The sequence below is a fragment of the Phycisphaeraceae bacterium genome, from assembly GCA_019454185.1.
Classification (GTDB): domain Bacteria; phylum Planctomycetota; class Phycisphaerae; order Phycisphaerales; family UBA1924; genus JAHBWV01.
On the sequence record CP075368.1, the window covers coordinates 3,697,848 to 3,722,236 of the forward strand.

Consider the following 24,389-nt stretch of genomic DNA (forward strand, 5'->3'; position numbering starts at 1 on the left):
TGGCGATCGTGTGTCCTGTCGGCGACCGCTCATCGTCTGCATATCGGCGGGTGCGACGTTCGGTGCCGCGACCCGCAATCCGGCGTGCCTGAGCCGCTGGCTCGGCGACCTGGACCCCCCGGTCCGTGCAGAAGCAATATATCGGGTTGAGACGGCGGATGCCAGCGGGGTTGGAAGTTTGTCGACGAAAGCGGCAATGGGTAGCAGAATCGGCGAGGAATCGAGCCACGCATGGTGATGCGGCACGAACTCACCGACGACCCTTGGCGATGAGTGCCTTGATGCGGAGTCCATTGAGACAGTTCCCAGCGGCGAGGCGGCGCATCTCTTCAATCGCGGCGCGTCGTTCCTCGGGAGTTGTGTGCCGCTTCACGGGCAGGCGGCGTGTGTCGTGCGCGCCGCCTCGATGATTGTCCTCGTTCATCGCGACTCTCCGAATCTGACCGGAGTTATTTGCTGTGTACCAGTCACCGAGTGGGGAAGGCGAGTCGCTCAGTCGTTTCCATCGTCGCCGTCCGCTGCCTTCGGTGGGAGGTCGGTGGCGTCGCTCGTTTTCTTAGATGACCGCAGCGACCGTGCAATACCGCCGATCAGAGCTCGCATATCGTCCCACCCATCTAGGATGCGCGACGTCTGCTTCTCGGTTTCCGGCATCCGCTTCAGTATGGTCGCGAGTTCGGGATCCATGGAATCGCCATCCCACAGCGACACCGCGTGGTTCGGATCGGTCGGATTCTGTGCGAACTGTCCCATGTGATTCCCCGGGAGATTATACGAAGATCATCGGCAAAAGGATCGCTTGGACATAGACAAGGATCGCGACCACGACCCCGATAATACCGCGGGCGAGGTCCCGTTCCGCTGTACGGATCCGCTGGCGCTCGTTGAGGTTCTGTTCCCGCAAGCGCATCGCTGCTTTGTAGATCCCGAAGAAGAGTCCCTTCTGGGGGTTCCCGAGCACTCGCGCGAGCCGATCGAGATGCTGCTTACGGATGTCGAGCTCTTGGCTCGCGAATCGAGAGAGCATCTCGCGGCGCCATCCCCCGCACGCCAATTCGATGAGCATGAACGCCGTGTCGGTCGCGAGAAGTGGGAGCGTGGCAAGATTCATGACAACGAGGATGGATCGCTGGCTCCCCATCGCTCCTCTGACCGCGAAGAGCAGCCGGAGCACCGACCGCGAGAGGTACATCACACCGAGAACGACCGCGCCGAGAAATGCGATCTTGGCGGCCTTCCCGGTTGAGGCGTACTGGCCGTCAAAGACGTTGAGCACCTCGGTCTTCAGCGTTGCAGCGAGCAGCAAGGCCAGAACTGCGGTGCAAAGGGGCACGACCATCCGAACGCGTGCCGCGAATCGCTCGGCGTTCTCACGCTCTGCGGCCCACAAACGATCCGCGTGTGCGAGCATCACGGCCTCGAGTGCTCCGGCTACTGATCGGGCGTTTCCCGGCGGTGGTGGACCGTTGTCGGTGGTCTGTGCGGGCATTGATCCTCCTCAGCAGAGAAAGATGGTACCAGCGATCACTATGTGATGCACACTCGTGTCAGGCAAACACTTACATCAGAACGAATCCGCATCCCGATACGCCTGGATGACGGCGAGTTCGCCCTCTTTGCCGCCCTTGGAGTTGCCGTGCTCCATGCCGAGGATGAACTCGCGCTTGGACTCCGTGGCCTTGCGTGCGATGTGCCCGAAGACGTTGCGGTAGTTGACCTCGCCTGTGCCGGGCTCGCAGCGGCCGGGGTTGTCGCCGATCTGGAAGAACCCGATCTCGTCCCACGTCCTGTTGATGTTGTCGATGAGGTTGCCCTCGGTGACCTGCTGGTGGTACATATCGAAGAGGATCTTGCAGCAGGGGTGGTTCACGGCCTTCATGATCGCGTAGGCCTGATCGCTGTAGCGCAGGAAGAGGCGCGGGTGGTCGCGCCAGTTGAGTGGCTCGTTGACCATGACGAGGCCATAGTCGGCGCAGACATCGCAGGCGCGCTTCAGCGCCTCGACGACGTTGGCCATCTGGATCCCTTCAGGAATGTTCTCTGCGACGGTGCCGGGGACGATGGTGCAGAACTTGGTGTTGATGCGCTTGGCGACCTCGACCGACTCCTTCACCTGTTCCACGAACTTGTCGCGGTGGTCCTTCCGTCCTGTGGTCAGCGTGGGGTTTCGCCAGTCGATGTCCGCGCCGACGAAGATGCCCATCTTGATGCCGCGTTCGGACATGACTTCCGCGGCCTTCTCCTGGAACTCCGGGCCGCGGCCTTTCATGCCGTTGTCTTCCCACGCCCAGAAGCCCTGGTCGGCGGCGAAGCGGAGCTGGTCGAGGTCGTCGGGCGCGTGGTTCGCGAACATGCCGAAGTGCGGCGCGTACGCCAACCGGAACCTGGCCCCATTCGACGGCTCTTGTGCGTGTGACACGTGCGTGGCTCCGACGGCGCTCGACGCGACCGAACCTGTGGCAGCGGCGGCGATGGATGTCCCGATGAACTCGCGGCGGTTGATCATGCGGGCAGCATAGCGGAAGTCGGGGAGTCACGAAGTCATGGAGCCAGATACCCTTGTGCATGGGATACACAGGCGATGACGGGCTGGTTCTGATCGGCGGGGGCGGGCATGCGCTGGTGGTGGCGGAGGCCGCGGCGATGTCGGGGCGGCCGATCCGCGGGTTTCTCGATGATGACCCGGGCGCGCCGCTCGGGTCTCTCGACGGGGTGCTCTCGGCGTCCGGTGCGCCGCCCGTGCAGATCAAGCGGCTCGGCGGGCTCGCGGCGGTCGTCTCGCTCGACGAACTCGGGCGATGCGAGATCATCCTGGCGATCGGCGACCTGAAGGCCCGGCGGCGGATGATCGAGACGTTGGGAGCGTCCGGGATCGCGCGGGGCGTGAAGATCGCCACGATCATCCATCCGCGCGCGATCGTCTCGCCGAGCGCGATCATCGAGCAGGGGGTCTTCATCGGGCCGGGGGCGGTGGTTCATTCGCGGGCGCGGATCGGGGCGCACGCGATCATCAACTCGGGGGCGATCGTCGAGCACGAGTGCGTGATCGGTGAGAATGCGCACATCGCGCCGGGGGCGGCGATGGGCGGGCGCGTGACGATCGGCGAGGATGCGCTGCTCGGGATCGGGTCGAGGGTCCTTCCGAACCTTGAGGTCGGGAGCGGATCAACGGTCGGGGCGGGCGCGGTCGTCATTCGGCGTGTCAGCGGGCTTCAGACTGTCATCGGGTGTCCCAGCCGCGCCAGCGGGATCGACTGAATCTGGATTCTCGGTTGCGGGTTTCTCGGTTGCGGGCGATGTCTCGGGCGTCGGGGCGGGGCCGAGCTGCTCACGGAGCGCGCGGGCCCGTTCGATCAGGTCGCTCTCGAACTGCTCACGCGGCATCGCGGCGGCGAGTGTCGGCGTCAGCGTGTAGTGCCAGCGGATGGTCTTCTTCGCGTTGGGGATGGCCTCGGCGATGAGGTCGGGGCCGGGGTAGTCCCACCAGGGTGTGCTCGCTTCGCCGATGGTCTGGAGCGTGTCGTAGCCGTCGAGTTCGAGCCGGACATCGTACTTGCCGTAGTGCTTGTAGTTGAGTTCGGTCGGGGTGCGGCCGACCTCGACGTCGTTGACCCAGACGAGTGCGCCGGCGGGCTCGGAGGTGATGGAGATGCGGCGCTCGACGCAGCCGGTTAAGAGAGGCACGAAGGCACAAAGGCACAAAGGCACGAAGCGAAGAAGGGACTTACCACAGTGGGACTCACCACAGAGACACAGAGAGCACAGAGAAGAAAGGAAAGAACGGGAAGAAGTGGATTGAGAAGTGCGTGTCATGTGTTGCTCAGTTAGATGATCCCATTGCCCATTGCCCCTTCATTCGACCGCGACGGGGGACGTGTTCTGATCGACGGGGTCATCGAACTCATCGCCTCGGAAGAGGGATCCGAGGTAGACGCGTTTGACCAGCTCGTTGTTGATGAGGTCGCGTGGGGAGCCCTCGGCGAATTTCTTGCCGCTGTCGATGATGTAGGCCCGATCGCAGACGCGGAGTGTCTGCTGGACGTTGTGGTCGGTGATGAGGAAGGCGATGCCGGTGGAGGCGAGGCGGCGGATCTCGGCCTGGAGGTCTTCGACGGCGATGGGGTCCACGCCGCTGAAGGGCTCGTCGAGCAGGATGAGGCGTGGTTTGGTGACGAGGGCGCGGGCGATCTCGAGCTTGCGTCGCTCGCCGCCGGAGCAGGTGCGAGCGGCGTGCTTGGCCTTGTGTGACAGGCCGAACTGGGCGAGGAGTTCGGCGGCCCGCTGCTTGCGGGCAGCGCGGCCCATGGGAAGGGTTTCGAGGATGGCGAGCAGATTCTGCTCGCAGGTGAGCCGCTGGAAGACGGAGGGTTCCTGTGAGAGGTAGCCCATGCCGAGCCGCGCGCGCTTGTACATGGGGAGGTAGGTGATCTCCTTGCCGTCGAACCAGACCTGGCCATCGTCGGCATCGATCATGCCGATGGTCATGCGGAAGGAGGTGGTCTTGCCCGCGCCGTTGCGCCCGAGGAGGCCGACGATCTCGGCCTTGCCGACGTGGAAAGAGACACCGGCGACAACCTCGCGGCCGGCGTAGGACTTGCGGAGATTCTGGACGTCGAGGAGGGGCATCGGGGCATGATGGTAGGGTGGGCTGAACTACTTGTGACTCGGTCGCCGAGCGCGGTGTTCCTCCAGTCGCTTACCACCAGTAGCGAACAGCTGCGTCGCGCTTCCGATCGAGAAACCCCAGCATGGGATCTACGCGTGGTGGGTGGGAAAAATCTATGTCTGAGAACGCAACCCTGTACCCGAGCCACCAGGTCTGCCTGATCTCCGTGGGCAGGAGGGCACCATGGATCTGGTCCGCGCCGGGGGGCGCTTTGAGCCGGTAGCGATTCAGCAGTTCGCCCGATTCGAGGCGCGTGTAGACGGGAACGCGATGCTCGAAGAGCGCGGGGAATCCCTGCGACAGCACGCCATCCCGCTTTGTCACGACCCTGGCCGTGCCATCCGGCAGGCATTCGACATGGACGGGGAGGTATCTGGGCACTGTCATCAGCAAGCCCGGGACCACGATCGCGACGGTGACTGCGGCGGTTGCCGCCCAGAGCAGCCACTTTCGCCAACCGCGAGAGGGTTGAACTGTTGTTGGGTCTCTTGCCATCGAGATCATCCACTCGACACCGTCGCAGCGTACCACATCTGTCGCGAATGCGCGACGAGAACGTGTCCCGAGGTGGCACTTGTCTGTAGCGTCGAGTGAGGGTCTCTTCGTCGGTTTCTTGTGTTGGCAGGGTGCGCCGTGCGGGAGCTAGGTGGAGTCGGGCGGGGCGACTCCGGCAAGGGCGGGGATGGGAGGGGAGCGGTGTTCGGCTGGCGCGTCGAGTTCGAGTGTGGGATCGAAGCGGGGATCAAAGTTGGGATCTTCGAGGTCGGAGAGGTCGATGCCGAGGGTGGCCGCGAGAGCGGTGAGATGTGTCAGCAGCGCGCCCATGTCGGGGGGCGGGTCTTGAGCCTGTTGTGCGACTTGCGTGGGTGTGGACCGAGTATTGGTCCAGAGCACTGGTTCCGATTCGTGACGCCGCGCGTCCGAATCGGGAACCAGTGGCACCCCGGACGTGGGGCGGGCAGCGGCGAGGTCGTGGTGCTGTGTGGCGTCGGGTGCGGGGACGGCCTGGCGCGTGCTGGTCGTTGGTGCCGGCTGTTCGTGCACGCGTGTTGCTTGAGCGTTGGTCGAGCGCATTGGTTCGGATTCGTGACGCCTCGCGTGAGCGTTGGGAATCAGCGGCGCCCTGAGTGTGCGGCGGGCAGCGGCGAGGTTGTCATCGGTGAGCGGGGTGAGACGTGAGAAGCGGTAGAGGAGCCACGCGGCCTTGCGGGCGTGGATCGCGGCGCGGAGGTATGTGGGGTCGAGGGGATCGGCGGGAGGGGGCGTTGCGTTGAAGGTTTCGAGGGTTTTGACGGTGGTGTGGACGGCGTGTGAGAGGTTGACGGAGGCGACGAGGCGGAGGTGGGAGTACGCCGCGGATTCGCGGAGGGAGATGGCTTCGCGGGTTTCGGGAAGGGCGAGCCAGAGGAGGAGGTCGTCGAGTGTGAGGTTGTGTTTTTCGGCGACGGAGGCGAGTGAGTGGTGTGGGGAGGTGAGGTCGGAAAGAAGTGACACAGTGACGGAGTGACTGAGTGACGGAGTGGGAGGGCAAGAGGTGGAGGCAAGGGAGGGGCCGCAAGAGAGGCCCTCACCGCTCTGGGGAGCGGGGGCGGAGGGAGAAGTTGTCGCGGAGGGAGCGACCATGCGACGACGGTACAGGATGCCGCGTGGGAATCAAGCGTGATGTTGGCGGGGAGGGGGTTGTCACTGACAACAGTCTGTCAGTGGGTGGGAGTCAAGGGGGGAAATAGCACATCGCAAAGGGTTAGGCAGACTGGTGAATGGGGTCGGGAGGGTGTGGCGAGGAGTGAGAGGAGAGAGTCGGGGGCGTCCGCCCCGCTGAGATTCGCGATCACCATGAGGGTGATCGCGATGGGGAGGAACAGGAGAGCGTCCGCCGGGTAAACCGGCGGCCTTGGGAGGAAAGAGAGAGTCGGGGGCGTCCGCCCCGCTCCACCAAGGATGCGCTGCGCGGGTGAGTGTTCCGGTGGCTGGCTCACGCCTGCGGCGTTCGCTGCGCCACCGGCAACGATCGTGCGCCCGAAGCGGGCGAGGTTCGCCCAAGGGGCGAGGAACAGAAAGGCAATGGGCGTGTGGAGTGTGGGTCGCTCTCCACGGGTTGAAACCCGTGGCAACGATCCGTGCGCCGAAGCGGCGAAGAGGTTGTCGCCTTTGGCGACTGAAAGGCGTTTTAAGGATGTGTTGTGCGGCGAACTTCACCGAGGGTGTCGCTGCGGGGCCCCCACACGCCTTGCTTCACTTCGTGGCCAGGTATGTGCAGGGCTTCGCCCTGCTCAGAGGCGCGTGAGAGAAGGTGAGTGCCGAGGTGGATGCGCGTTGGGGTGCGGAGATGCAACACCCCGGGCTCGCGCCCGGGGCTCCCTTTTGAGTGCGTTGCTTTTGCTGTGTGGAAGGGGGTTGAAGGCATCTGGTGGCAACATATGTGCGGCCCGTTGGGCCGCGGGGAGAGGAGAGGAGCATTGACCCGAGGCGGGTCAATGGCACGGAGGATGTGGCCGCGCGTGCGCATGGGGCTTCCCTCAGAATGCAGCGACAAGGCACACCGCTCTGGAGAGCGGTGCCACCAAAGAGGTGCCACCAAAGAGGTGCCACCAAAGAGCGGAGTCACTCGTGTCGGAGGGCGTCGATGGGGTCGAGTCGAGCGGCCTTGATGGCGGGGAACATGCCGAAGATGACGCCGGTTGCGCCGGAGAAGGCGACGGCGACGATGACGGCCCAGGGCGGCACGGTGGCGCGTTCCATGGCTTCGGGGTTTGAGAGGCGGAGGCCGAGGGTTGCGGCTTGTCCGAGGAGGACGCCGACGAGACCTCCGACGAGGCAGAGGACGACTGCCTCGACGAGGAACTGGTTGAGGATGATGGCGGGGCGTGCGCCGACGGCTTTCCTGAGGCCGATCTCGCGGGTGCGTTCGGAGACGGAGACGAGCATGATGTTCATGATGCCGATGCCGCCGACGAGAAGGGCGATGGAGACGACGCCTCCTGCGATGGCGGTGATTCCGGCGGCCATTTTGTTGAACTGATCGATGATGCTCTGGAGGACTTCGATGCGGAAGGTGTCTTGTTCTTCGGGTCCGAGGCCGCGGGCCTTTCTGAGGACGAATCGGACTTCTTCGCGTCCTTCTTCGGCGAGTTTGGGATCGCGGAGCTGGGCGATGCAGTCGATCCAGTTATAGGGGTTCATCTGGTATGAGGTTTCGAAGGGGATGTAGACCTCTGACTGGGAGTCGCCGCCGCCGAACATCGGGGAGGTTTCTTTGGTCTCGACGATGCCGATGATGAGGAAGCGTCGTCCCTTGATGTCGATGAAGCGTCCGACGGGGTCTCTTGGGAGTTCGAGTTCTTCGATGGCTTTGTCGTTGACGAGGCAGACCTGTCGGCGTTCGTCCATGTCGATGCGGAAGAAGGGGCGTCCTCTGGTGACGGAGCGGTTCTCGATCTCGTGCCACTCGGGCCAGATGCCTGTGACGAGTGCGCCGCGCTGGGTGACGCGTCCGGCGGTGACGTCGTAGCGTGCGTTGGCTGTGGGCGTGATGAGGTCGATGGCGTAGGCGTGGTTCTGGAGCATCTCGACTTCGTCGAGCGAGATGCGGACATCGCTCCATGACATGGTGGTGCGGAGTTCGCGCGGGACCCAGCCCCAGATGTACATTTTCTTTGCGCCGAAGGTCTCGAACTCTTTGAGGACGAAGCCCCTGAGGCCGGACATGGCGCCGACGACGGCGATCACGGCGGCGACGCCGATGATGATGCCGAGCGTGGTGAGGATGGCGCGCATCTTGTTGGCCCAGATCTGTCCGAGCGCGAGGACGACGGTCTGGAAGAGAACGCGGAAGAAGATCATCGCGCGGCCTCCTCGGCGACGGACTCGGCGGGCGGGGCGTCTGCGGTGAGCTCGCCCATGGCGGCGGCGGCGGTCTTCATCCATTCGCGATGGATGGGGTCTTGATCGGTCGGGTGGTCGGACATGATGCGTCCGTCGCGGAGCCGGACGATGCGGTGGGCGTGGCCGGCGACGTCTTCCTCGTGGGTGACGATGACGATGGTTTGTCCCTCGTCGTGGAGTTGCTTGAAGAGGGCGATGATCTCGGCGGTGGTTGCGGAGTCGAGGTTTCCGGTGGGCTCGTCGGCGAGGAGGATGGAGGGCTCGTTGACGAGTGCGCGGGCGATGGCGACGCGCTGGCGCTGGCCGCCGGAGAGCTGGTTTGGCTTGTGCTTCATGCGTTCGGCGAGCCCGACGCGTTCGAGGGCGCGTTTGGCGAGGCGGCGCGCGGAGAGCCAGTTGCGGGAGGAGTAGACGAGGGGGAGCATGACGTTTTTGAGGGCTGTCTGGCGCGGGAGGAGCTCGAAGGACTGGAAGACGAAGCCGATCTCGCGGTTGCGGACGGAGGCGAGCTGGCCGGCGTTCATTTTGTGTGTGGGCTTGCCGTTGAGGATGTACGCGCCCTTGGTGGGACGGTCGAGGCATCCGAGGATGTTCATGAGGGTGCTCTTGCCGGAGCCGGAGGTGCCCATGATGGCGACGAACTCGTTTTTGTTGATGGTGAGATCTACGCCGCGGAGCGCGTGGACGCGCTCGACGCCGATCTTGTAGATCTTCTGGAGTTGTTTGATCTGGATGGTCATGCGGGTGGTCGGGTGGGAGGGCTCAGCCGCCTTGCGAGCCGGAGGTGGTGGAGGCGGTGGCCGGCGTGTCTGATGCGGCTTCGGCGGGGGCGGGTGTTGCGGGCTTCTTTGCGCCCTGCTTGGCGAGGCGTTCGGCCTCGCGTTTGGCGGCGGCTTCGGCCTCGTCGATGATGAGGACATCGTTCTTGAGGGAGGTGAGTTCTCTGAAGGGGCCTGCGACGACGCGATCGGTCTGGTCCAGCCCGGCGAGGATGACGGTGTGGGTGAGGTCGCTGGGTCCGATGGAGACGGGCTTTGCGAGGGCCTTGCCGCCTCGCTCGACGAAGACGATGCGTGCGTAGGTTTTGGTTCTGTCGATGATCGCGCTGGCGTCGGCGATGTCTTTGGGGAGTTCGTCGACGCGTCGGTCGAGCACGGCCTGGCTGGGGATTTTGAGGACGCCGTCGAAGATCTCGACCTCGATCTCGGTGTTGGCGGTGAGGCCGGAGAGCAGGCGTGTTCCTTCGGGAACGTCGACGCGGATCTCGACCTCGAAGTAACCGGTGCCGTCGGCCTGGTTAACCTCGCGTTTGAGGTTGATGCGTCCGACGGTGCCGGTGAGCTCGCCTTCCGGGTCGTATGGGGTGTAGATGCGGGCGCGCTGGCCGGGCTTCACGGGTTTGATGTTGGTCTCATCGACCTGGGCCTTGAGCAGCATGCGTGAGAGGTCGGCGATCTCCATGATGACCGAGCCGGGCGTGTTGAGCGTGCCGACGACGACGAGCTCTCCGACCTCGGCGTTGAGGGTTGTGAGGACGCCGTCTATGGGAGAGGAGATGACGGTGTTGTCGAGATCTTTCTGGGTCGCGACGACGTCGGCCTCTGCGCTGAGGATCTCGGCCTCGAGGGCGTCGCGCGATGAGAGGGCCTGGAGGTAGATGGCCTCGGCGCGTTCGAGGTCGCTCTTTGGGGTGTCGCCCGCGTCGAAGAGCTCGCGCGCGCGTCCGAACTCGGATTGCGCCCGCATCAGCTCGGCCTTGACGCCACCGACCCTCGCTCTTGTCGCCATCAGACGCGCTTGCGCGGCATCGACGCGGGCCTTGAGGTCTACGGCGTCGAGGCGGCAGACCACGTCACCGGCGCGCACCTGGTCGCCGGCGCGGAAGGGGAGCGCGATGATGCGTGCGGAGACTTGCGCGCTGATCTTGACGTTGGTTTCGGGCTCAATGACGCCGGGCGCGCTGACGGTCTTGATCAGCAGGCCGCGCTCCACATCGACGAGTCGGACTTCTTTGGGCTTCGACCCCGGGCGGAAGGAGAGCATCATCTCCTTGCCCTTGGCGGAGTTGAGGAAGAAGTATCCCCCGATAGACAAGCCGGCGACGAGGAGCACGAACGCCACGCCGAGCCCGATCAACCACTTCAGCACTTGGACCTCCGGCCCTTGAATCCACGGGGTTCAGACCCGCGTTGTCATCTGCGCACTGTCACGTGTGGACCTTTGTCCGATTTACCGACCCGACCTTTCACCTGCCGCGGCTGAACCCTATGCCATGTCCCTTCGATTGCACGCCGTGCTCCATCGCGGCATACCGGCTCGCCCGGGCTTTGGTGCAATGGGGTTTCGTTGCTGCGACATGCTTGGAGATTGGAGCACGAGCGGCTCGCACCCGCCGCGTGTTTGCCGCTGGTGGGCTCGGCTCTTCGTGTCTGGCCGATGGAGGCGAGGCCGGGATAGATGGGTCTGCGGCGCACTAGCTGACAGAACATGAACAAACTCTCTTCATCGAGGGGGGCCCCATTTGTTTGGGCCTCCCTCCTTCATTTTTATGCACTGGAGAGAGGTAGGGCTTGACAGTTGATTGAACAATCAGTCAAATATTGAACGTTCAATCAACTGGTCAGTGGGTTCGTGGGAGGGCGTTGAGAGGAAGGTTTCGCATGGCACCGGCAGAAACACGCCGCAGGATTCTGGAGGTGGCGTTCCGGCTCTTTCACGAGCAGGGGTATCACGCGACGGGGATCGCGACGATCCTGCGCGAGGCGAATGTGAATAGCGGGTCGCTTTACCACTACTTCGCGAGCAAGGAGGATTTGCTGGTGGGGGTCTTGGAGTTTGCGCTGGAAGAGTTGGATCCGCAGGTGATGGCGCGGGTGCGGGCGCGGACGAGCGATCCGATTGAGCGGATCTTTGCGCTGTTGGAGCAGTATCGCGCGATGATGGTGTTTCTCGGGTGTCGGATGGGATGCCCGATGGGAAACCTTGCGCTCGAGGTGGCGGATGACCACCCTGAGGCGAGGCGGTTGATCCATCAGAACTTCGTGAACTGGACGCGGCACATCAAGGGGTGGCTTGATGAGGCGGGGGATCGGCTGCCGTCGACGCTTGATCGCGAGCAGCTCGCGAACTTCGTGCTGACGGTGATGGAGGGGGGCATCATGCAGGCGCGGGCGTCGGGGACCCTCGCGCCGTATGACGACTCGGTGGCGCAGTTCAGGAACTACTTCGACTCGCTGCTGACGCTGGCGGACCTGGAGCACGGGCGGCCGGTGGGGACGAACAGGGTGCCGGTGGAAATGGCACATGGCACATTGCCAGATGGCACATGAAGAGAAGAGGACTCACCACGGAAAGCGGTGCCACCAAAGGCAGAATGCAAGAGGACTCACCACAGAGGCACAGAGGACACAGAGAAGAGACAGAAGGGTGGAGGAGAGGTTGGACGCGGAGGGCTTGCGGTGGTGAAGGCGGAAAGAGAGAAGAGCCGTGATCTTGAGCGAGGGTTGTGGCACGGGTGACAGGGACACCGCTCTGGAGAGCGGTGCCACCAAAGGCAGAATGCAAGAGGATTCACCACAGAGGCACAGTGGACACAGAAAAGAGACAGAAGGGTGGAGGAGAGGTTGGACGCGGAGGGCCGCGGAGGGCTTGCGGTGGTGAAGGCAGAAAGTGAGAAAGGCGCTGACCTCGAAGCCAGGTCAGTGGCACGGGTATTTGGGTCAATCTCTTGGGAGGTCTCATGAACATCGACTTGGGTTCGATCAATTGGCTGGCGGTGGGGGTGGCGGCGTTCGCGACGTTCATGCTCGGGGGCGTCTGGTACACGGCGCTCTTTGGGAAGGTGTGGCAGCGGCTGAACGGGTACTCGGATGAGAAATTGGTTGAGATGCGCAGGCATCGACCGCCGCCCGTGTTCTTCGGGACGATGATCGCGTGCTATGTGGTGGTGTCGTTGTTGATGGCGATGATGGTGGGTGCGTTCGGGATCACACACTATCTGACGGGTGCGGCGTTCGGGCTGTTTGTCTTCGGCGTGGCGGCGGCGGTGCAGGTGACGGGTCAGATCGCGAGCGACAAGCCGATGAAGGCACTGCTGATCGATCTGGCGTATCAGGGGATTTACATGCCGCTGACGGGGGCGATTCTGGCGTCGTGGCGGTGAAGGCAGAAGAGAAGAAGGACTCACCACAGAGGCACAGAGGACACAGAGAAGAGAAGATGGGTTGTAGAAGAGTCTCAACGCGGCAGCGGGGGAATGGTCAGATGGCAGATGAAGAGAGGGGCGGTTGCGGAGTCACAAAGTCACGGAGAAGAGCGCTCACCTTGAGCGAGGCCAGTGGCACGGGTGACAGGAACACCGCTCTGGAGAGCGGTGCCACCAAAGGCAGAAAGCAAGAAGACTCATCGCAGAGCCACAGAGGACACAGAGAAGAGAAGATGGGTTGGAGAAGAGTTTCAACGCGGAGGGCCGCGGAGTGATGACTGTGGTGAAGGCAGAAAGCGAGTCGGATGAAACATGAATCGGAGACGCACAGATGCCGGCACCCGTGGTTCACTGTGAGATCGGTGTGAAGGACATCACGGAGGCGAAGGAGTTCTGCGGTCAGCGGTTCGGGTGGGAGTTTCAGGAGTACGGGCCGGCGGCGATGGTGCTGTTCGCGGTTTCGGCGGTGGTTGAGGGGCGTGCGGCGATGGTTGCGGCGGGTTCCAAGGAGTGAGCCATGAATCGTTCTGTGTGCGCGGCGGCGGTTCTTTCTCTGATGTCGTTCGGCGCGTGGCCTGGCATGATGTCGGCGCGCGCGCAGGATGGGGCACAGGAGGGAGGAGTGGTTGCGGCGGCATCGATCGGTGGGCGGACACTGACACACTCAGCGATCATCCACATGCCGGCGGATGAGTTGTTCGCGCACTTCACGACGGCGGAGGGGATTGTGAAGGCGTGGAGCGTGGCGAAGGCGAGGGTGGACTTTCGCGTGGGCGGGCAGATTCGCACGGCGTATGCCGCGGACGCGGATCTGGATGCGCCGACGTCGATCGTGAACACGATTCTGGCATTTGAACCGGGTCGGATGGTGACGATCAAGGCGACGGCTCCGGCGGGTGCGCCGGAGTGGTTGCAGTTGGTGTGCCGCGAGGCGTTCAGCGTGATCACGTTCGAGCCGGTCTCGCCGCGGGCGACGCGGCTGACGATCACGGGCGTTGGGTATGGCGAGGGGGAGATGTGGGACCAGGCGTACACGTTCTTTGACAAGGGGAACCAGTGGACGCTGGATCAGATGAAGCGGAAGCTGGGGCCGGGGGATGAGGATGGCGCGGCGGCAGCGATGAATCTGTTACGCACATTCGAGGGTGATTGGGTCTTTGAGACGACGGGGCCGGATGGGAAGGTGTTTCTGGGGCACACGAGGTTCTATGGGCTGGTGGATGGGAGCTGGGTGGGCGCGGATGGGTGGCTGGGTGGTGAGGAGGGGATGTCGCCTCACGCGCACTGGGTGGCGGGTGTGAATCCGGCGACGGGGATGGTGGAGTACGCGAACTACTTTGAGAAGGGGCACATCGGAACGGGGCATATTTCGATCGTCGCGCCGAACACGCTGGGGTTTGAGATGGTGGTGCACACGGCGGGCGGGGCTCGGGAGGTAGAGGCGGGGGAGGGTGTCGCGTCGGCACCGGCTTCGCCTCAGAAGATGTATGTTGAGTTTGAGAAGAAGTCGGATGATGCGTTTGTGTCGCGGATGTACATGGGGATCGATCGGCGGACGGAGGGGGCGAAGCCGATGATGGAGTTGCCGTATACGCGGGTGGCGTCGGTGCCGGAGAGGTACCTGAAGATGAAGGGCGAGTAGGGGATGTCAATGGTTGATGCCGCACTAGCGCCGGTGGTGGCAAGGGCGGTGGGGTGGTTTGTGGAGCACTTTGCGCGTGAGTGAGGCACTCCGTTGGATTGATATCGGAGAGGGAGCCGCAGCGTGAACAGGCCGGATGTATCTGCTGGCTTTGGAGGGAAGTGAGAGCCGGGGCCTTCGGCCCGCTGAGAGTTCGCGATCACCTTGAGGGTGATCGCGAGGTGTAGGAGATTGGAGTTCGCCCGTCGAGTGAATCGCCGGGCGGGGTAGAGAGAGTCGGGGCCTTCGGCCCGCTCCACCAAGGAAGCGCCCTTCGGGCGTGCTTTCCGTGGGTTACGCTCGGCTTCGCCTCGCTCACCCACGGCTCTCAACCGCTAGGCCTGCGGCCTGAAGGAATCGGCGTCGGAAACTCGAGATGATCGAAGGGCACTGACCTTGGCCGAGACGGTCAAGGTCAGTGGAAGGTGCGGTAGCGGGAGCTTTTGAGTGACTCACCCCATCCGGACCGACGCGACGGTGACGTCGTCGGCGAGGGATGCGCCGGCGGCGAAGGAGACGACGGAGGAGAAGAGGGACTCGACATCACGCGAGGGGCCATCGGTCTCGGCGAGTGCGGCGACGATGCGGTCGAGGCCGAACTGTTCGCCCTGCGGGTCGGTCTGTTCGAAGACGCCGTCGCTGTAGAGGATGAGGCGCGAGCCGGGGGGGAGTTCGAGGACTTCGTTCTCGTAGACGGCTTCTTCGTCGATGCCCAGGAGCATGCCGCCCTTGGCCTCGACGGAGCAGGGGGGGCCGTCGGAGGGGCGGACGAGCCAATGGCCGTGTCCGGCATCGACGAAGGTGACGGTGCCGGCTTTGGCATCGATGACGCCGACCCAGAGGGAGATGAAGCGGCCCTCGCCGGAGCGTGCGGCGATGTGCGGATTGGTGAGGCGCACGGCCATGGCGGGGTCGCCGGTCTGCTGGAGCGCGAGGCGGAGGTGGGTCTGCGCAGAGGTCATGAGGATCGCAGCGCCGACGCCTTTGCCGGAGACATCGCCGAGGAAGACACCGACGCGTCCATCCTTGAGCGGCACGACGTCGTAGAGATCGCCTGCGACGTAGCGGCCGGGACGCATGACGACGGCGTAGGAGACATCGCCGATGGTGCCGGAGGAGGGCGGCATCAGGAGTTGCTGGGCCTTGCGTGCGGCGTTGAGGTCGGACTCCAGCGTCTGTTGGCGCTTTTCGAGGTCGAGGCGCTTGAGATTGGAGAGGGCGAGCCCCGTGAGACGCGCGACGGCTTGGGCGAAGGCGGCGGCATCGGAGGAGACGCCCTGTTCCTGGCGGCGGGCGTCGAGGTAGAGGTATGCGGCGACGGTGGGGCCGACGAGGACGGGGGCGCAGAGGGCCGAGTGGATGCCCAGGTCCATGATGCTCTGGCCGTAGTTGGCGACGGACTCGCCGGAGAGACGGACGATCTGTCCGGCGGCGGCGGCGCGGATGAGGGACTGGCTGAACATCATGGCGCCGGCGGTGTCGCCGCCTGAGATGTGGGCGATGACTTCGACTTCGTCTGAGGGCATCTGCCGGATCATGGCGGCGCGGCCGAAGCCGGTGCCCCGCGTGACGACGTCGATGACGGTGCGGGCGAGGGATTTTTCGTCCTGCGCGGTGTTGATGGAGGCGGCACACTCGATCAAGAGTTCGAGGCGTTGCTGCGCGAGGGAGCGGAGTTCCTGCTGTGGGACCGCCTGCACGCGCATGGAGGTGGAGGCGATGTCGTTGGTGGTGTGGATGCCGGTGCTGAGGGGCTCGCCCATGCGGACGCGGAAGGTCCAGGGGCCGAGGCGGAGGAGGTCGCCCTCCTGCACGCTGGTTGGTTGCTCGGCGACGAGGGCGATGCCGTTCAGGTAGGTGCCGTGGCGGCTGGAGAGATCGGTGATGAGCCAGGTGCCGGCGCGGACGCTGAGGAGGCAGTGGCGTCGCGAGATGGTCTGGTCTGTCAGTTGCACGTCGGACTGCGACGAGCGGCCGAGGACGGTGGCGCGATCGATGGGCGCGACGATAGTCGGTGCCTGGGGGCCGGCGAGCGGCTCGAGGCGGAGCGGGGGGAGGAACGAATTCTGCGAGTGGTCGGCCATGAGGACGGAGGGAGGGGTGCACCAGCGCGGTCCATCCCTCGCCGGGAAGGGCCGCGCTGGGACAAGGATAGTGCAATCGCCCTCCGCGTGCGCGGCGCCGGCGGATCAGACGATGCCGTCGAAGTGGTGGACTTTGTAGCGGTTGTCGGTCGGGTCGTGCTGCACGCCGTAGCGGAACCTCGCGGGGCCGCGTTTCTTGGCCTTGGATCGGTCCGAACTCTCCATGTACATGTAGTGGTCGGAGGTGTCGAAGATGCCGGCGGCGTTATTGGCGTATGTGCCGTCGCGGTTGCGTCCGAAGACCTCGCCCCAGAGGAGTTTCATGTACTCGCCGTCGATGTAGACCATCGTGCTGACGCCGACGTCGCGTTGATGGGCCTTCACGTTGGCGCGTTTGGATGCGCCGGCGCCCGACGACTCGTGGACGTAGACGTGGTCCTTGATGAACTTGTCCGTGCAGAACTGGCGGAGTGTTGCCGGCTTCATGCTGACCTCCCGTTGTGGCTCGGCTGCGCGACGGATGATCGCGGATCACTGCTTCCTGGTCATGACGAACTCGATCGAGCCCTTCTCTTCGGACCCGACGTATGAGGTCCACCTGGCGATGAGAGTCTCGGGGTCGCGGCGCGTGAGCGTGAGCCCGCCCATGTAGTACTGCTCGGCGGAGGTCAGGTTCGTCACGCTGTCCGGTTCGAAGGTGATCACGGCCGGATCGCTGCCGGCCTTGGCGCGCATCCTGGGTTGGTTGCCGACGGCGCAGTAGTGGGTGACGACGAGGGTCGGGCCGTCCATGTGGTAGACGTTGGTCATCTCGTGGGGCTGTCCGGGGAACATGACCTCGCGGACGACGGAGCCGCTGGAGGAGACGGTGAAGACGGAGGCGGTGATGGTCTGGCCCTTGTCGTCGACCATGGTCCAGGTCCCTTCGAGGGACTTGACGGTGTCGAGGAGGGCGGCGCGCTGGGCGTCGGTGGCGGGCTTGACGACCTGGTGCGAGCGGGACGCGCAGGACGCGAGGGCGAGCACGGGAACCAGGACGAGTGCGGCGCGGGTGCGGTTCATGATCGAGGCCTCCGGAGTGGATTACAGGATACTGGAATGGAGGTATGGGCGGGAGGTGTGTGGGGGCGGGGTGCCGGATTGGGGCTGTCAGGCGGGGTCGCACTCGTTGATGCGGTCGATGAGCTTTCGGACGAGGCCGAAGTTGTGGCGGGTGTGGACGAAGCAGAGGCGCGGGAGGTCGCGGTGGTCCTCCTCCTGGTCGAGGGCGGCGCGCTGCTCGATGGTGCCGGACTTGATGAGCTTGGCGAACTCGGTGCTGAGGCGTGCGACGTCGGCGTCCTTGAGACGCCGGTGGAGGCGGATGACGAGGGTGTCCCTGACGTAGCGGGAGGAGTGGTAGTTGCGGTAGAAGCGGAGGATGTGGTCGACGGCTTCCTGCGGGTCCTTGGCGAGGTAGTAGAGGTTCTCGTCCTCGGGGCTGATGAGCTTCTTCGGGATGAGGGTCTCGCGGACGAAGCGGAGGAAGGAGGGCCAGTAGTCGTTGCCCGCGCCCTCGACGAGGACGATGGGGATCATGGAGGCCTTGCCGGTCTGGACGAGGGTGAGGGTCTCGTAGGCCTCGTCCATCGTGCCGAACCCGCCGGGGAAGCAGGCGACGGCCTCGGCCTGCGAGAGGAACATGAGCTTGCGTGTGAAGAAGTAGCGGAAGTGGATGAGTTTCTCATCGCCGGCGATGACGGTGTTGGCTGTGGTCTCGAAGGGGAGGCGGATGGCGACGCCGAAGGAGGCCTCGCGCCCGGGGCCCTCGTGGCCGGCTTTCATGATGCCGTCGCCCGCGCCGGTGATCGCCATCCATCCCGCCTCGGCCATGAGTTTGCCGAAGTCGCGTGCGGCGGCGTAATCCGGGTGGTCCGGGGGCGTTCGGGCGGAGCCGAAGATGGTGACCTTGTGCGGTGCGGCGTACTGCGCGAAGATGCGATAGGCGTAGCGGAGTTCCTTGAGCGCGGCGGTCATGAGCTTGAGTTCGCCCGTGTCGCGCTTGTCTGGGATGAGCTTCAAGCCGGTGGTGAGGAGGTCCTTGACGAGGCGGCCGTTCATGGTCGCGGGGTTGCCCCCGACGGCGGCGATCAGATCGTCGAGTTTTGAGGCGATCTCCGGGGAGTCGGCCCGCTTGTGGGCGGGCTGCTCAGGGAGGAGGCCCTCGCCCGGGGGCGTGGTGGTGAGTGTGGGGTCGAGTTCGACGCGGTTGGGTTCTGATGCCATAAGGCCCCAAGCATATCGCGCACGACGCTTGCACTCACGCGGCCCGAACCCGATCATGGGAATTCCAGAGGTCATTCCTGCCGCGCTGCGCGAACTTTCTGTTATGCTCTCGATTGGTCTCGGACAGGGGGCCGCTGGATGGGTGCGTCCGCACGAGAGTCGAACGCGATTTCTTTTTTCGCGCCGCCGGGCGTCCGGGGTGATTGAGTGGGCGCACGCTGTCTCTCACGACACGACCTTGAGCGTTACGCCAAGGGCGAGCACGCCGCGGGGGCGGCACGTGACCACATCGAGGCGTGCTCCGAGTGTGCCGAGGCGATCGCGGAGATCCGTGAGAACGAGCGGTTTCTCGGTGCGGCCCGCACCGCCCTCATGGGTGCGGTCGGCCATGCGTTGCCCCGGGTCACGCTTCCCGCGGATGCGGTGCGCGGGTTCGAGTTGGGAGAGGAGATCAGCCGCGGCGGGCAGGGCGTGGTGTATCGCGCGGTGCAGACATCGACGAAGCGTTCCGCTGCGATCAAGGTGCTCTTGGGCGGGGCGTTCGCGTCGGAGCGGCAGCGTCACCGGTTCGAGCGCGAGGTGGAGATCGCGGCGCGGCTGCGGCATCCGAACATTGTGTCGGTGTTCGAGTCGGGGCAGACCACGGACGGGACGCCCTATGTCGCGATGGAGTTTGTCGAGGGTGTGCCGCTGGACGCGTTTGTCGAGCAGCGATTCGGCGCGTTGAAGCGGTCGGATCGCGAGCGGATCAACGGGGTTGTCGCGCTGATGGCGATGATCGCGGCGGGTGTGGGGCACGCGCACACGGCGGGCGTGATGCATCGGGATCTGAAGCCGTCGAATATTCTGGTTGACCGCGAGGGGAAGCCGCGGGTGCTGGATTTCGGGCTTGCGCGGGCATCGGAGCCGTCGCGGGATCTCTCGACGACGCGTGAGTTCGTGGGGACGCCGGCGTACGCGTCGCCGGAGCAACTGGGCGGCGATCCTGCTTCGGTGAACGCGCGGACGGATGTGTACGCGCTGGGGCTGATCCTGTACGCGCTGCTCACCGGGCGTCATCCGTATCCTGTGGTCGGGTCTATCGCGGAGGTGGCGCGGCACGCGATGGGGACCGAGCCGACGCCCCCTTCGAGGATCATCAAGCGTCTGCCCTCGGACGTTGAGACGATCGTGCTGAAGTGTCTGTCGAAGGACCCGGAGCGCCGGTACGCGAACGGCGCGGCCCTGGCGTCGGATCTGGATGACTACTTGCAGGGGCGGCCGATCTCGGCGCGGCGTGACAGCACGGCGTATGTGCTGCGGAAGCTGGCGATGCGCCATCGCGTTCCGGCGATCGCTGCGTTGCTTGTTATGGTCACGGTTGTTGCTGCCGCGATCGGGCTTGCGCTGCTGGCGAGCGACCTTGATCTTGCGCGTCGCGATGCGGAGCGTGCGCTGGCGGATAGCAACGTGCAGCGGGCGCGCATGATCGCCCGCACGGGCAACCCGACCCAAGCGGAGGAATTGATCTGGTCGCGGGCTGTGGGTCACGCGTTTGGCGGCGGCTTCGGCGCGCTGACGCGTGCGAGGGGCGAGACGCTCCGGGACGCTTGGGCACTGGCGGAGCTGTACGCGGCCTCGCCGTGCATCCTTCGGCTTGAGCCGGGAGTGCGGTTCCTCGCGCTGGGCTTCGGCGACGATGGCACGTCTATCTGGGCTATCGATGAGACTGGAGCAAGGTGGACATGGACGCTCGATGGACGCATGATGGACCGGACCGCGTCGAGCATTCCGGCGCTGGGATGGAACGATTCCGGTCACACCATCGACGGGCGCACGATCGTGATTGATCGGGATCTAGACCTTCTTGTGTTCGAGGCCGGTGCTTCGGATGTGCGTTCCTGCGCGACGGGCGAGTCGGTGCAGTACTCGTCGACAATCAGTCCGGACGGGAAGTATGTCGTGAGTCTGAACCGGGGCGGGGCGAACGGATTGACGGTCCGTGAGACTGCGGACCTGAACACTGTGTTCAGACTTGATCACGGCTATGCGAGTGCCATCTGGGTGGATTCCGGCACTGGTCTGATCCTTGCAACGAGCACGATGGCCGATGACAATCGGCGCGTCGAGTTTCGTAAGCCCCCGGATTGGAGCGTCACGCGTGTCGTTCCTGTCACGATGGAGTTCCGCGCGGGATACGCGGGTGTGCGCCATCCCCGCATCAGCCCGGACGGATCGCTGCTGGCGTGCTCGATAGGCGAGAATGTCATGCTGCACGACCTCTCGGACCCGGAGGCGTCCTTGGTCGCGACGATGCACCGCGCCGCGACGGTGAACGACATCCAGTTAGCACCGTCAGGAAAGCGCATGGTGGTGTCATCGATCGACGGGTCGATCGCTTCGCTGCGCCTGCCGGACCTTTCGGTGGAGCGGGCCATCCACACGGGCACGGACATGCGCCGCTTCGCCTATTCGGAGCGCGACAACCTGGTCGCCACCATCAACCTCAGTGGCGGCCTTGCGCTGCACAGTCTCGCGGATCGCCCCTGGATGCAGCGCATCCCCTCGGTCGAGGCGACCAAGGCATGCGTCGATGTCGCGCCCGGCGGCACGATCGCGTGGGGCGACGAGGACGGGATGGTCCACGTCCTCCCGGAGGGCGAGCCGGCGCGGGCGTTCTCGTTCGCGGCGCACGGTTCAGAAGTCGGCGTCGCGACCGCCGTCAACTCGATCTGCTTCTCTCCTGATGGTCGGGCGTTCGTCACGGCAGGCATGGACGGGGTGGTCGCAGAATGGGCGTCCGACGGCACGCTCATCCGCACGATCTCTCGCGTCCGCGCCAGCGCGTGGTCGGCGCAGTACTCGCCCAGGGGAGACGCGATCGCCGCGGGATTCTCCGACGGGACATTCCGCATCTGGCGTGAGGGCATCGAGGATCCGGTCGTGGTCCACTTGGCGCAGGTGAACCGCATCCCATCACTGAGATTCAGCCCGGACGGAGACAGGATTGTCGCGGCGACCGTCGGCGGGGGAGTCATCGTCGCCGATGCGCAGACAGGGAAGACGATCGTCGAGCTGCCGATCCAGCACACGTTCTCGCGCGCGGTCGAGTGGTCTCCCGATGGCTCGCGAATCTACACCGCGAGCGACGACAACAAGGTCCGAGTGTGGGACGGGCGGACGTACGCGCTGCTGCGCGTCATCTCCGGTCTGCCATGGGGGCCGTTCTCCATCCGGCTGCACCCCGACGGGAACATCCTGTTTGTTGTCGGGCGCGGCGGCGAGCTCTTCGTGCTGGATCCGGAACGTGGCATGGAGATCGCACGGCTCGATGTCGCGACAAGGCACATTTTCTCCATTGCTTTCTCGCCCGGAGGAGAGCGGGTGATCCTCTCGGGACAGGACACGCCGCTCTACGTCGTCGATCTTGCGCGTCTCGGCGAGCCGGTCGTTGCCCAGCAGTCCTGGTGGCGATCGGTTCTGGTGAGAAAGCCGCTGGATCGCCCGGGCCCTGTAGATCCGCCGCCCCCGATTGAGCGTGCATCCAGCCAAGGCCCGGGCAAATGATCAGCGAAGAGGCGGCGAGCGTGGGTTGATTCTCTTGTTGCCCTCTCAGCGAGGCATCGGGTTCCCGTTGTCGGCGCGAGCATCGTTTCTCGCGAGAATCGCCCGTGCAGCAAGCAAGACCAGGAGGGCGGAGTCTGCCGCGAAGGCGGCCACAAGCCACCAGCTGGTTCGGTCACCCGCGATGCTGATCATGAGTGCGATCGCGATCGCAGCCAGCACCACGAGTGCCGTCGCTGTAGCCGCGATAACGAGGAACTGTCGCATCGTTCACCTCCTCCGTCGCCCGGCGGCGAGCCCGGCGAGGGCGAGCAGCCCGGTTGTGCCAGGTGAGGGGACCACCTCGATCGTCGCGCTGAAGATGATGCCACCGGCACCATAGCCGATATCACGCTGATAGAAGTACAGGTAGTTCAGCCCCGGGCTCACCATTGTGGTGATGCTCTGCGTGTGAGTCGTCGCGTATGCGAAGTTGAAGCCCTGGTACTGGTAGCCGGTCAGGAAGCCGTTGACATACAGACCGTCGGGGTTCGGGCCGCCCGAGTACCAGTCGCCGAGTACGTCGTCAACGCCGCCCTCCATCGTCAGCGTGGCACTTGTGATGGAGGTGGTGTTGATCCAGAACGGCACCGCGTAGAGCACGGAGCCGGATGGTCCGTACCCGCCGCTCTCGGCATAGTTGATCCAACGCGCGAGTGGATCGCTCAGCGGCGCAACCGCCCCGCCCATCCACGCGCCCTGTGGATTGACGACCCTCGCTGCGGCACCCGAAGCGGTCGCAGCAAAGTCCGTTGCTGTGAACGCTGCGGCAGAGACCCCGACGCCCGAAGGGTTACCCCACGGGTTGAATCTGACGGTGTCGTCCGCAGCTCCTGCGATGCCGGGTACGCCTCCCGACTGCCCGCTCCGTACTGTGATGATCTCCAAGCCGAGGGCGGTGCCGGCGTGGCATCCGATCGCCAGGGCCGTGCCGCATGCCGCCGCGAGCCAACGCGTTCCATTCAGTTTGCTGATCATGACGTTCTCCTTTTCTTTGGTTCTGGCGCACCCGCGCCTGTGGAGACTTGTCGTGTGGAGCACGGACCTCTCACGTTGCTCCGAGTATTTCGCGCGAGATTGTGAGGCGGCGAGCATGCGTACCAAAGAAACCGCCCCGACACCCCCCACGTGTGGAGGGATGCCGGGGCGGTCAGAGGGTGAGAGAGAGTCACGAAGTCGCGAAGTCGCGAAGTCGCGAAGTCACGAAGTCACGAAGTCACGAAGTCACGAAGTCACGAGATCAGCGGCGGCGACGGGTTGCGAGGAGGCCGCCGAGGCCGAGGAGGGAGAGAGAGGCGGGGGAGGGGATTGTGGCGTACCAGACGGTCGTGTATCCCTCGGGCGCGATGCCCACGCCGGATATCGCCAGGCCGTCGGGCGAGATGCCGTTGACGCGCGAGAGGTGCCACCCTTCGAGTCCGCTGACGCCCAGGCCGGTGAGGTATGCCGCGGCGTCCATGGGCTCGTACCCGCCCGACCCGTTCAGCCAGACCATGGCGGTCTCGATCCCGCCCATGGTGATCGAACCTCCGGCGAGGGACGAATCGAGCGAGAGCGCGGCGACCATCGAATCGTGGTCGTCCATGAGATCGACCTGCCCGTCGCCGTTGACATCGCCACCGTCGAGCTGCGTAAAGCCGCCTGTGCTGATGCGATAGAGGCCGCCCTTTGTGATAGAACGGGTGGTGCTGATCGTGGCGAAGCAGGCGTCGTTGTCGCCGGCGAGACCGTCGAACGCCAGGCCCACGGAGTCGGGGCCTGCGACGGAGGGATCGACGACTGTCAAGCCGCCGGGGGACCAGATGATCCCCTTCACGCCCTCTTCTCTGATTGCCTTGGGTTGCGGGCGCGGGCTGTAGTTGTTGGAGATCGTGCCGACGCGGATCGCCCCGTCTGACGAGATCCCCGTGACCTCCGAGGCGAGCGTGCCCGCAGGCGTCGGGAGGAGCGTGGGGGCTGTGTCAAAGCCGCTGAACATGTCGAAGATGACGGCGTGGGGCGTCTCCGGCCCGCCTCCGGCCG

Annotated in this window: 24 protein-coding genes; 6 read left to right on the top strand and 18 right to left on the bottom strand. The window is 64.8% G+C overall.

The features are described from left to right. Nucleotides 1-250 precede the first annotated feature (250 nt). The 4 genes from KF838_15425 to KF838_15440 all read right to left on the bottom strand — a co-directional run bounded on the left by KF838_15425 (nucleotide 251) and on the right by KF838_15440 (nucleotide 2,506). The gene (locus tag KF838_15425) at nucleotides 251-424 is read right to left on the bottom strand and encodes a hypothetical protein (GenBank protein ID QYK48168.1); all 174 of its coding nucleotides are present in this window, start codon (nucleotides 422-424) and stop codon (nucleotides 251-253) included. Nucleotides 425-492: 68 nt separating this feature from the next. Continuing rightward, the gene (locus KF838_15430; GenBank protein QYK48169.1) at nucleotides 493-753 is read right to left on the bottom strand and encodes a hypothetical protein; all 261 of its coding nucleotides are present in this window, start codon (nucleotides 751-753) and stop codon (nucleotides 493-495) included. A 16-nt stretch (nucleotides 754-769) separates the two neighbouring features. After that, nucleotides 770-1,489, bottom strand: a complete 720-nt coding sequence (locus KF838_15435; GenBank protein QYK48170.1) for a hypothetical protein — start codon at nucleotides 1,487-1,489, stop codon at nucleotides 770-772. A gap of 75 nt (nucleotides 1,490-1,564) precedes the next feature. Further along, on the bottom strand, nucleotides 1,565-2,506 hold the full coding sequence (locus KF838_15440; protein ID QYK48171.1) for a TIM barrel protein: 942 nt from the start codon (nucleotides 2,504-2,506) through the stop codon (nucleotides 1,565-1,567). 59 nt (nucleotides 2,507-2,565) lie between these two features. Between KF838_15440 and KF838_15445 the strand changes: the two genes are divergently transcribed. Further along, on the top strand, nucleotides 2,566-3,258 hold the full coding sequence (locus KF838_15445; GenBank protein ID QYK48172.1) for an acetyltransferase: 693 nt from the start codon (nucleotides 2,566-2,568) through the stop codon (nucleotides 3,256-3,258). Here the strand turns inward: KF838_15445 and KF838_15450 are convergent. The 7 genes from KF838_15450 to KF838_15480 form a co-directional block, all read right to left on the bottom strand. After that, complete coding sequence (locus tag KF838_15450) at nucleotides 3,166-3,684, bottom strand: PEGA domain-containing protein (GenBank protein ID QYK48173.1); 519 nt, start codon at nucleotides 3,682-3,684, stop codon at nucleotides 3,166-3,168. The two genes, KF838_15445 and KF838_15450, sit on opposite strands and share 93 nt — an antisense overlap. A 168-nt stretch (nucleotides 3,685-3,852) precedes the next feature. Beyond that, nucleotides 3,853-4,626 (bottom strand): LPS export ABC transporter ATP-binding protein, encoded by a 774-nt coding sequence (gene lptB / locus KF838_15455; GenBank protein ID QYK48174.1) that lies wholly within the window; start codon nucleotides 4,624-4,626, stop codon nucleotides 3,853-3,855. Nucleotides 4,627-4,696: 70 nt separating this feature from the next. Beyond that, nucleotides 4,697-5,161 carry a hypothetical protein gene (locus KF838_15460; protein QYK48175.1) on the bottom strand — a complete coding sequence of 155 codons (465 nt, stop codon included), beginning with the start codon at nucleotides 5,159-5,161 and terminating at the stop codon, nucleotides 4,697-4,699. 147 nt (nucleotides 5,162-5,308) lie between these two features. Next, nucleotides 5,309-6,160 carry a hypothetical protein gene (locus KF838_15465; GenBank protein QYK48176.1) on the bottom strand — a complete coding sequence of 284 codons (852 nt, stop codon included), beginning with the start codon at nucleotides 6,158-6,160 and terminating at the stop codon, nucleotides 5,309-5,311. A 1,110-nt stretch (nucleotides 6,161-7,270) separates the two neighbouring features. Continuing rightward, a complete protein-coding gene (locus KF838_15470) occupies nucleotides 7,271-8,509 on the bottom strand; it encodes an ABC transporter permease (GenBank protein ID QYK48177.1) in 1,239 nt (412 codons plus the stop codon). Then, nucleotides 8,506-9,291, bottom strand: a complete 786-nt coding sequence (locus tag KF838_15475; GenBank protein QYK48178.1) for an ABC transporter ATP-binding protein — start codon at nucleotides 9,289-9,291, stop codon at nucleotides 8,506-8,508. The genes KF838_15470 and KF838_15475 overlap by 4 nt, the downstream gene beginning before the upstream one ends. A gap of 22 nt (nucleotides 9,292-9,313) precedes the next feature. Continuing rightward, the gene (locus KF838_15480) at nucleotides 9,314-10,699 is read right to left on the bottom strand and encodes an efflux RND transporter periplasmic adaptor subunit (protein QYK48179.1); all 1,386 of its coding nucleotides are present in this window, start codon (nucleotides 10,697-10,699) and stop codon (nucleotides 9,314-9,316) included. A gap of 512 nt (nucleotides 10,700-11,211) precedes the next feature. Here KF838_15480 and KF838_15485 point away from each other — a divergent pair. The 4 genes from KF838_15485 (at nucleotide 11,212) to KF838_15500 (ending at nucleotide 14,397) form a co-directional block, all read left to right on the top strand. Then, entirely contained in the window at nucleotides 11,212-11,880 is a 669-nt protein-coding gene (locus KF838_15485) for a TetR/AcrR family transcriptional regulator (protein ID QYK48180.1), read from the top strand. Between the two features lie 410 nt (nucleotides 11,881-12,290). Beyond that, a complete protein-coding gene (locus tag KF838_15490; GenBank protein ID QYK48181.1) occupies nucleotides 12,291-12,713 on the top strand; it encodes a DUF1761 domain-containing protein in 423 nt (140 codons plus the stop codon). A gap of 373 nt (nucleotides 12,714-13,086) precedes the next feature. Further along, nucleotides 13,087-13,269 carry a hypothetical protein gene (locus KF838_15495; GenBank protein ID QYK48182.1) on the top strand — a complete coding sequence of 61 codons (183 nt, stop codon included), beginning with the start codon at nucleotides 13,087-13,089 and terminating at the stop codon, nucleotides 13,267-13,269. Nucleotides 13,270-13,272: 3 nt separating this feature from the next. After that, nucleotides 13,273-14,397 carry an SRPBCC domain-containing protein gene (locus tag KF838_15500; GenBank protein QYK48183.1) on the top strand — a complete coding sequence of 375 codons (1,125 nt, stop codon included), beginning with the start codon at nucleotides 13,273-13,275 and terminating at the stop codon, nucleotides 14,395-14,397. A 491-nt stretch (nucleotides 14,398-14,888) separates the two neighbouring features. Here the strand turns inward: KF838_15500 and KF838_15505 are convergent, their stop codons facing one another. The 4 genes from KF838_15505 to KF838_15520 all read right to left on the bottom strand — a co-directional run bounded on the left by KF838_15505 (nucleotide 14,889) and on the right by KF838_15520 (nucleotide 18,785). Further along, on the bottom strand, nucleotides 14,889-16,520 hold the full coding sequence (locus KF838_15505) for a SpoIIE family protein phosphatase (GenBank protein ID QYK48184.1): 1,632 nt from the start codon (nucleotides 16,518-16,520) through the stop codon (nucleotides 14,889-14,891). 105 nt (nucleotides 16,521-16,625) lie between these two features. Next, nucleotides 16,626-17,006: a hypothetical protein gene (locus KF838_15510; GenBank protein QYK48185.1), complete on the bottom strand. Its 381-nt coding sequence runs from the start codon at nucleotides 17,004-17,006 to the stop codon at nucleotides 16,626-16,628. A gap of 45 nt (nucleotides 17,007-17,051) precedes the next feature. Then, on the bottom strand, nucleotides 17,052-17,582 hold the full coding sequence (locus tag KF838_15515) for a hypothetical protein (protein ID QYK48186.1): 531 nt from the start codon (nucleotides 17,580-17,582) through the stop codon (nucleotides 17,052-17,054). An 87-nt stretch (nucleotides 17,583-17,669) separates the two neighbouring features. Next, nucleotides 17,670-18,785, bottom strand: coding sequence for an LOG family protein (locus tag KF838_15520; protein QYK48187.1), 1,116 nt, complete (start codon nucleotides 18,783-18,785; stop codon nucleotides 17,670-17,672). Nucleotides 18,786-18,992: 207 nt separating this feature from the next. Here KF838_15520 and KF838_15525 point away from each other — a divergent pair, with 207 nt between their 5' ends. Beyond that, nucleotides 18,993-22,331, top strand: coding sequence for a protein kinase (locus KF838_15525; protein QYK48188.1), 3,339 nt, complete (start codon nucleotides 18,993-18,995; stop codon nucleotides 22,329-22,331). Between the two features lie 45 nt (nucleotides 22,332-22,376). Here KF838_15525 and KF838_15530 read toward each other — a convergent pair whose 3' ends face one another. The 3 genes from KF838_15530 to KF838_15540 form a co-directional block, all read right to left on the bottom strand. Next, nucleotides 22,377-22,595 (bottom strand): hypothetical protein, encoded by a 219-nt coding sequence (locus KF838_15530; GenBank protein ID QYK48189.1) that lies wholly within the window; start codon nucleotides 22,593-22,595, stop codon nucleotides 22,377-22,379. Between the two features lie 3 nt (nucleotides 22,596-22,598). Then, nucleotides 22,599-23,345 carry a hypothetical protein gene (locus tag KF838_15535; protein ID QYK48190.1) on the bottom strand — a complete coding sequence of 249 codons (747 nt, stop codon included), beginning with the start codon at nucleotides 23,343-23,345 and terminating at the stop codon, nucleotides 22,599-22,601. A gap of 262 nt (nucleotides 23,346-23,607) precedes the next feature. Further along, complete coding sequence (locus tag KF838_15540; GenBank protein QYK48191.1) at nucleotides 23,608-24,345, bottom strand: hypothetical protein; 738 nt, start codon at nucleotides 24,343-24,345, stop codon at nucleotides 23,608-23,610. Between the last annotated feature and the right edge of the window lie 44 nt (nucleotides 24,346-24,389).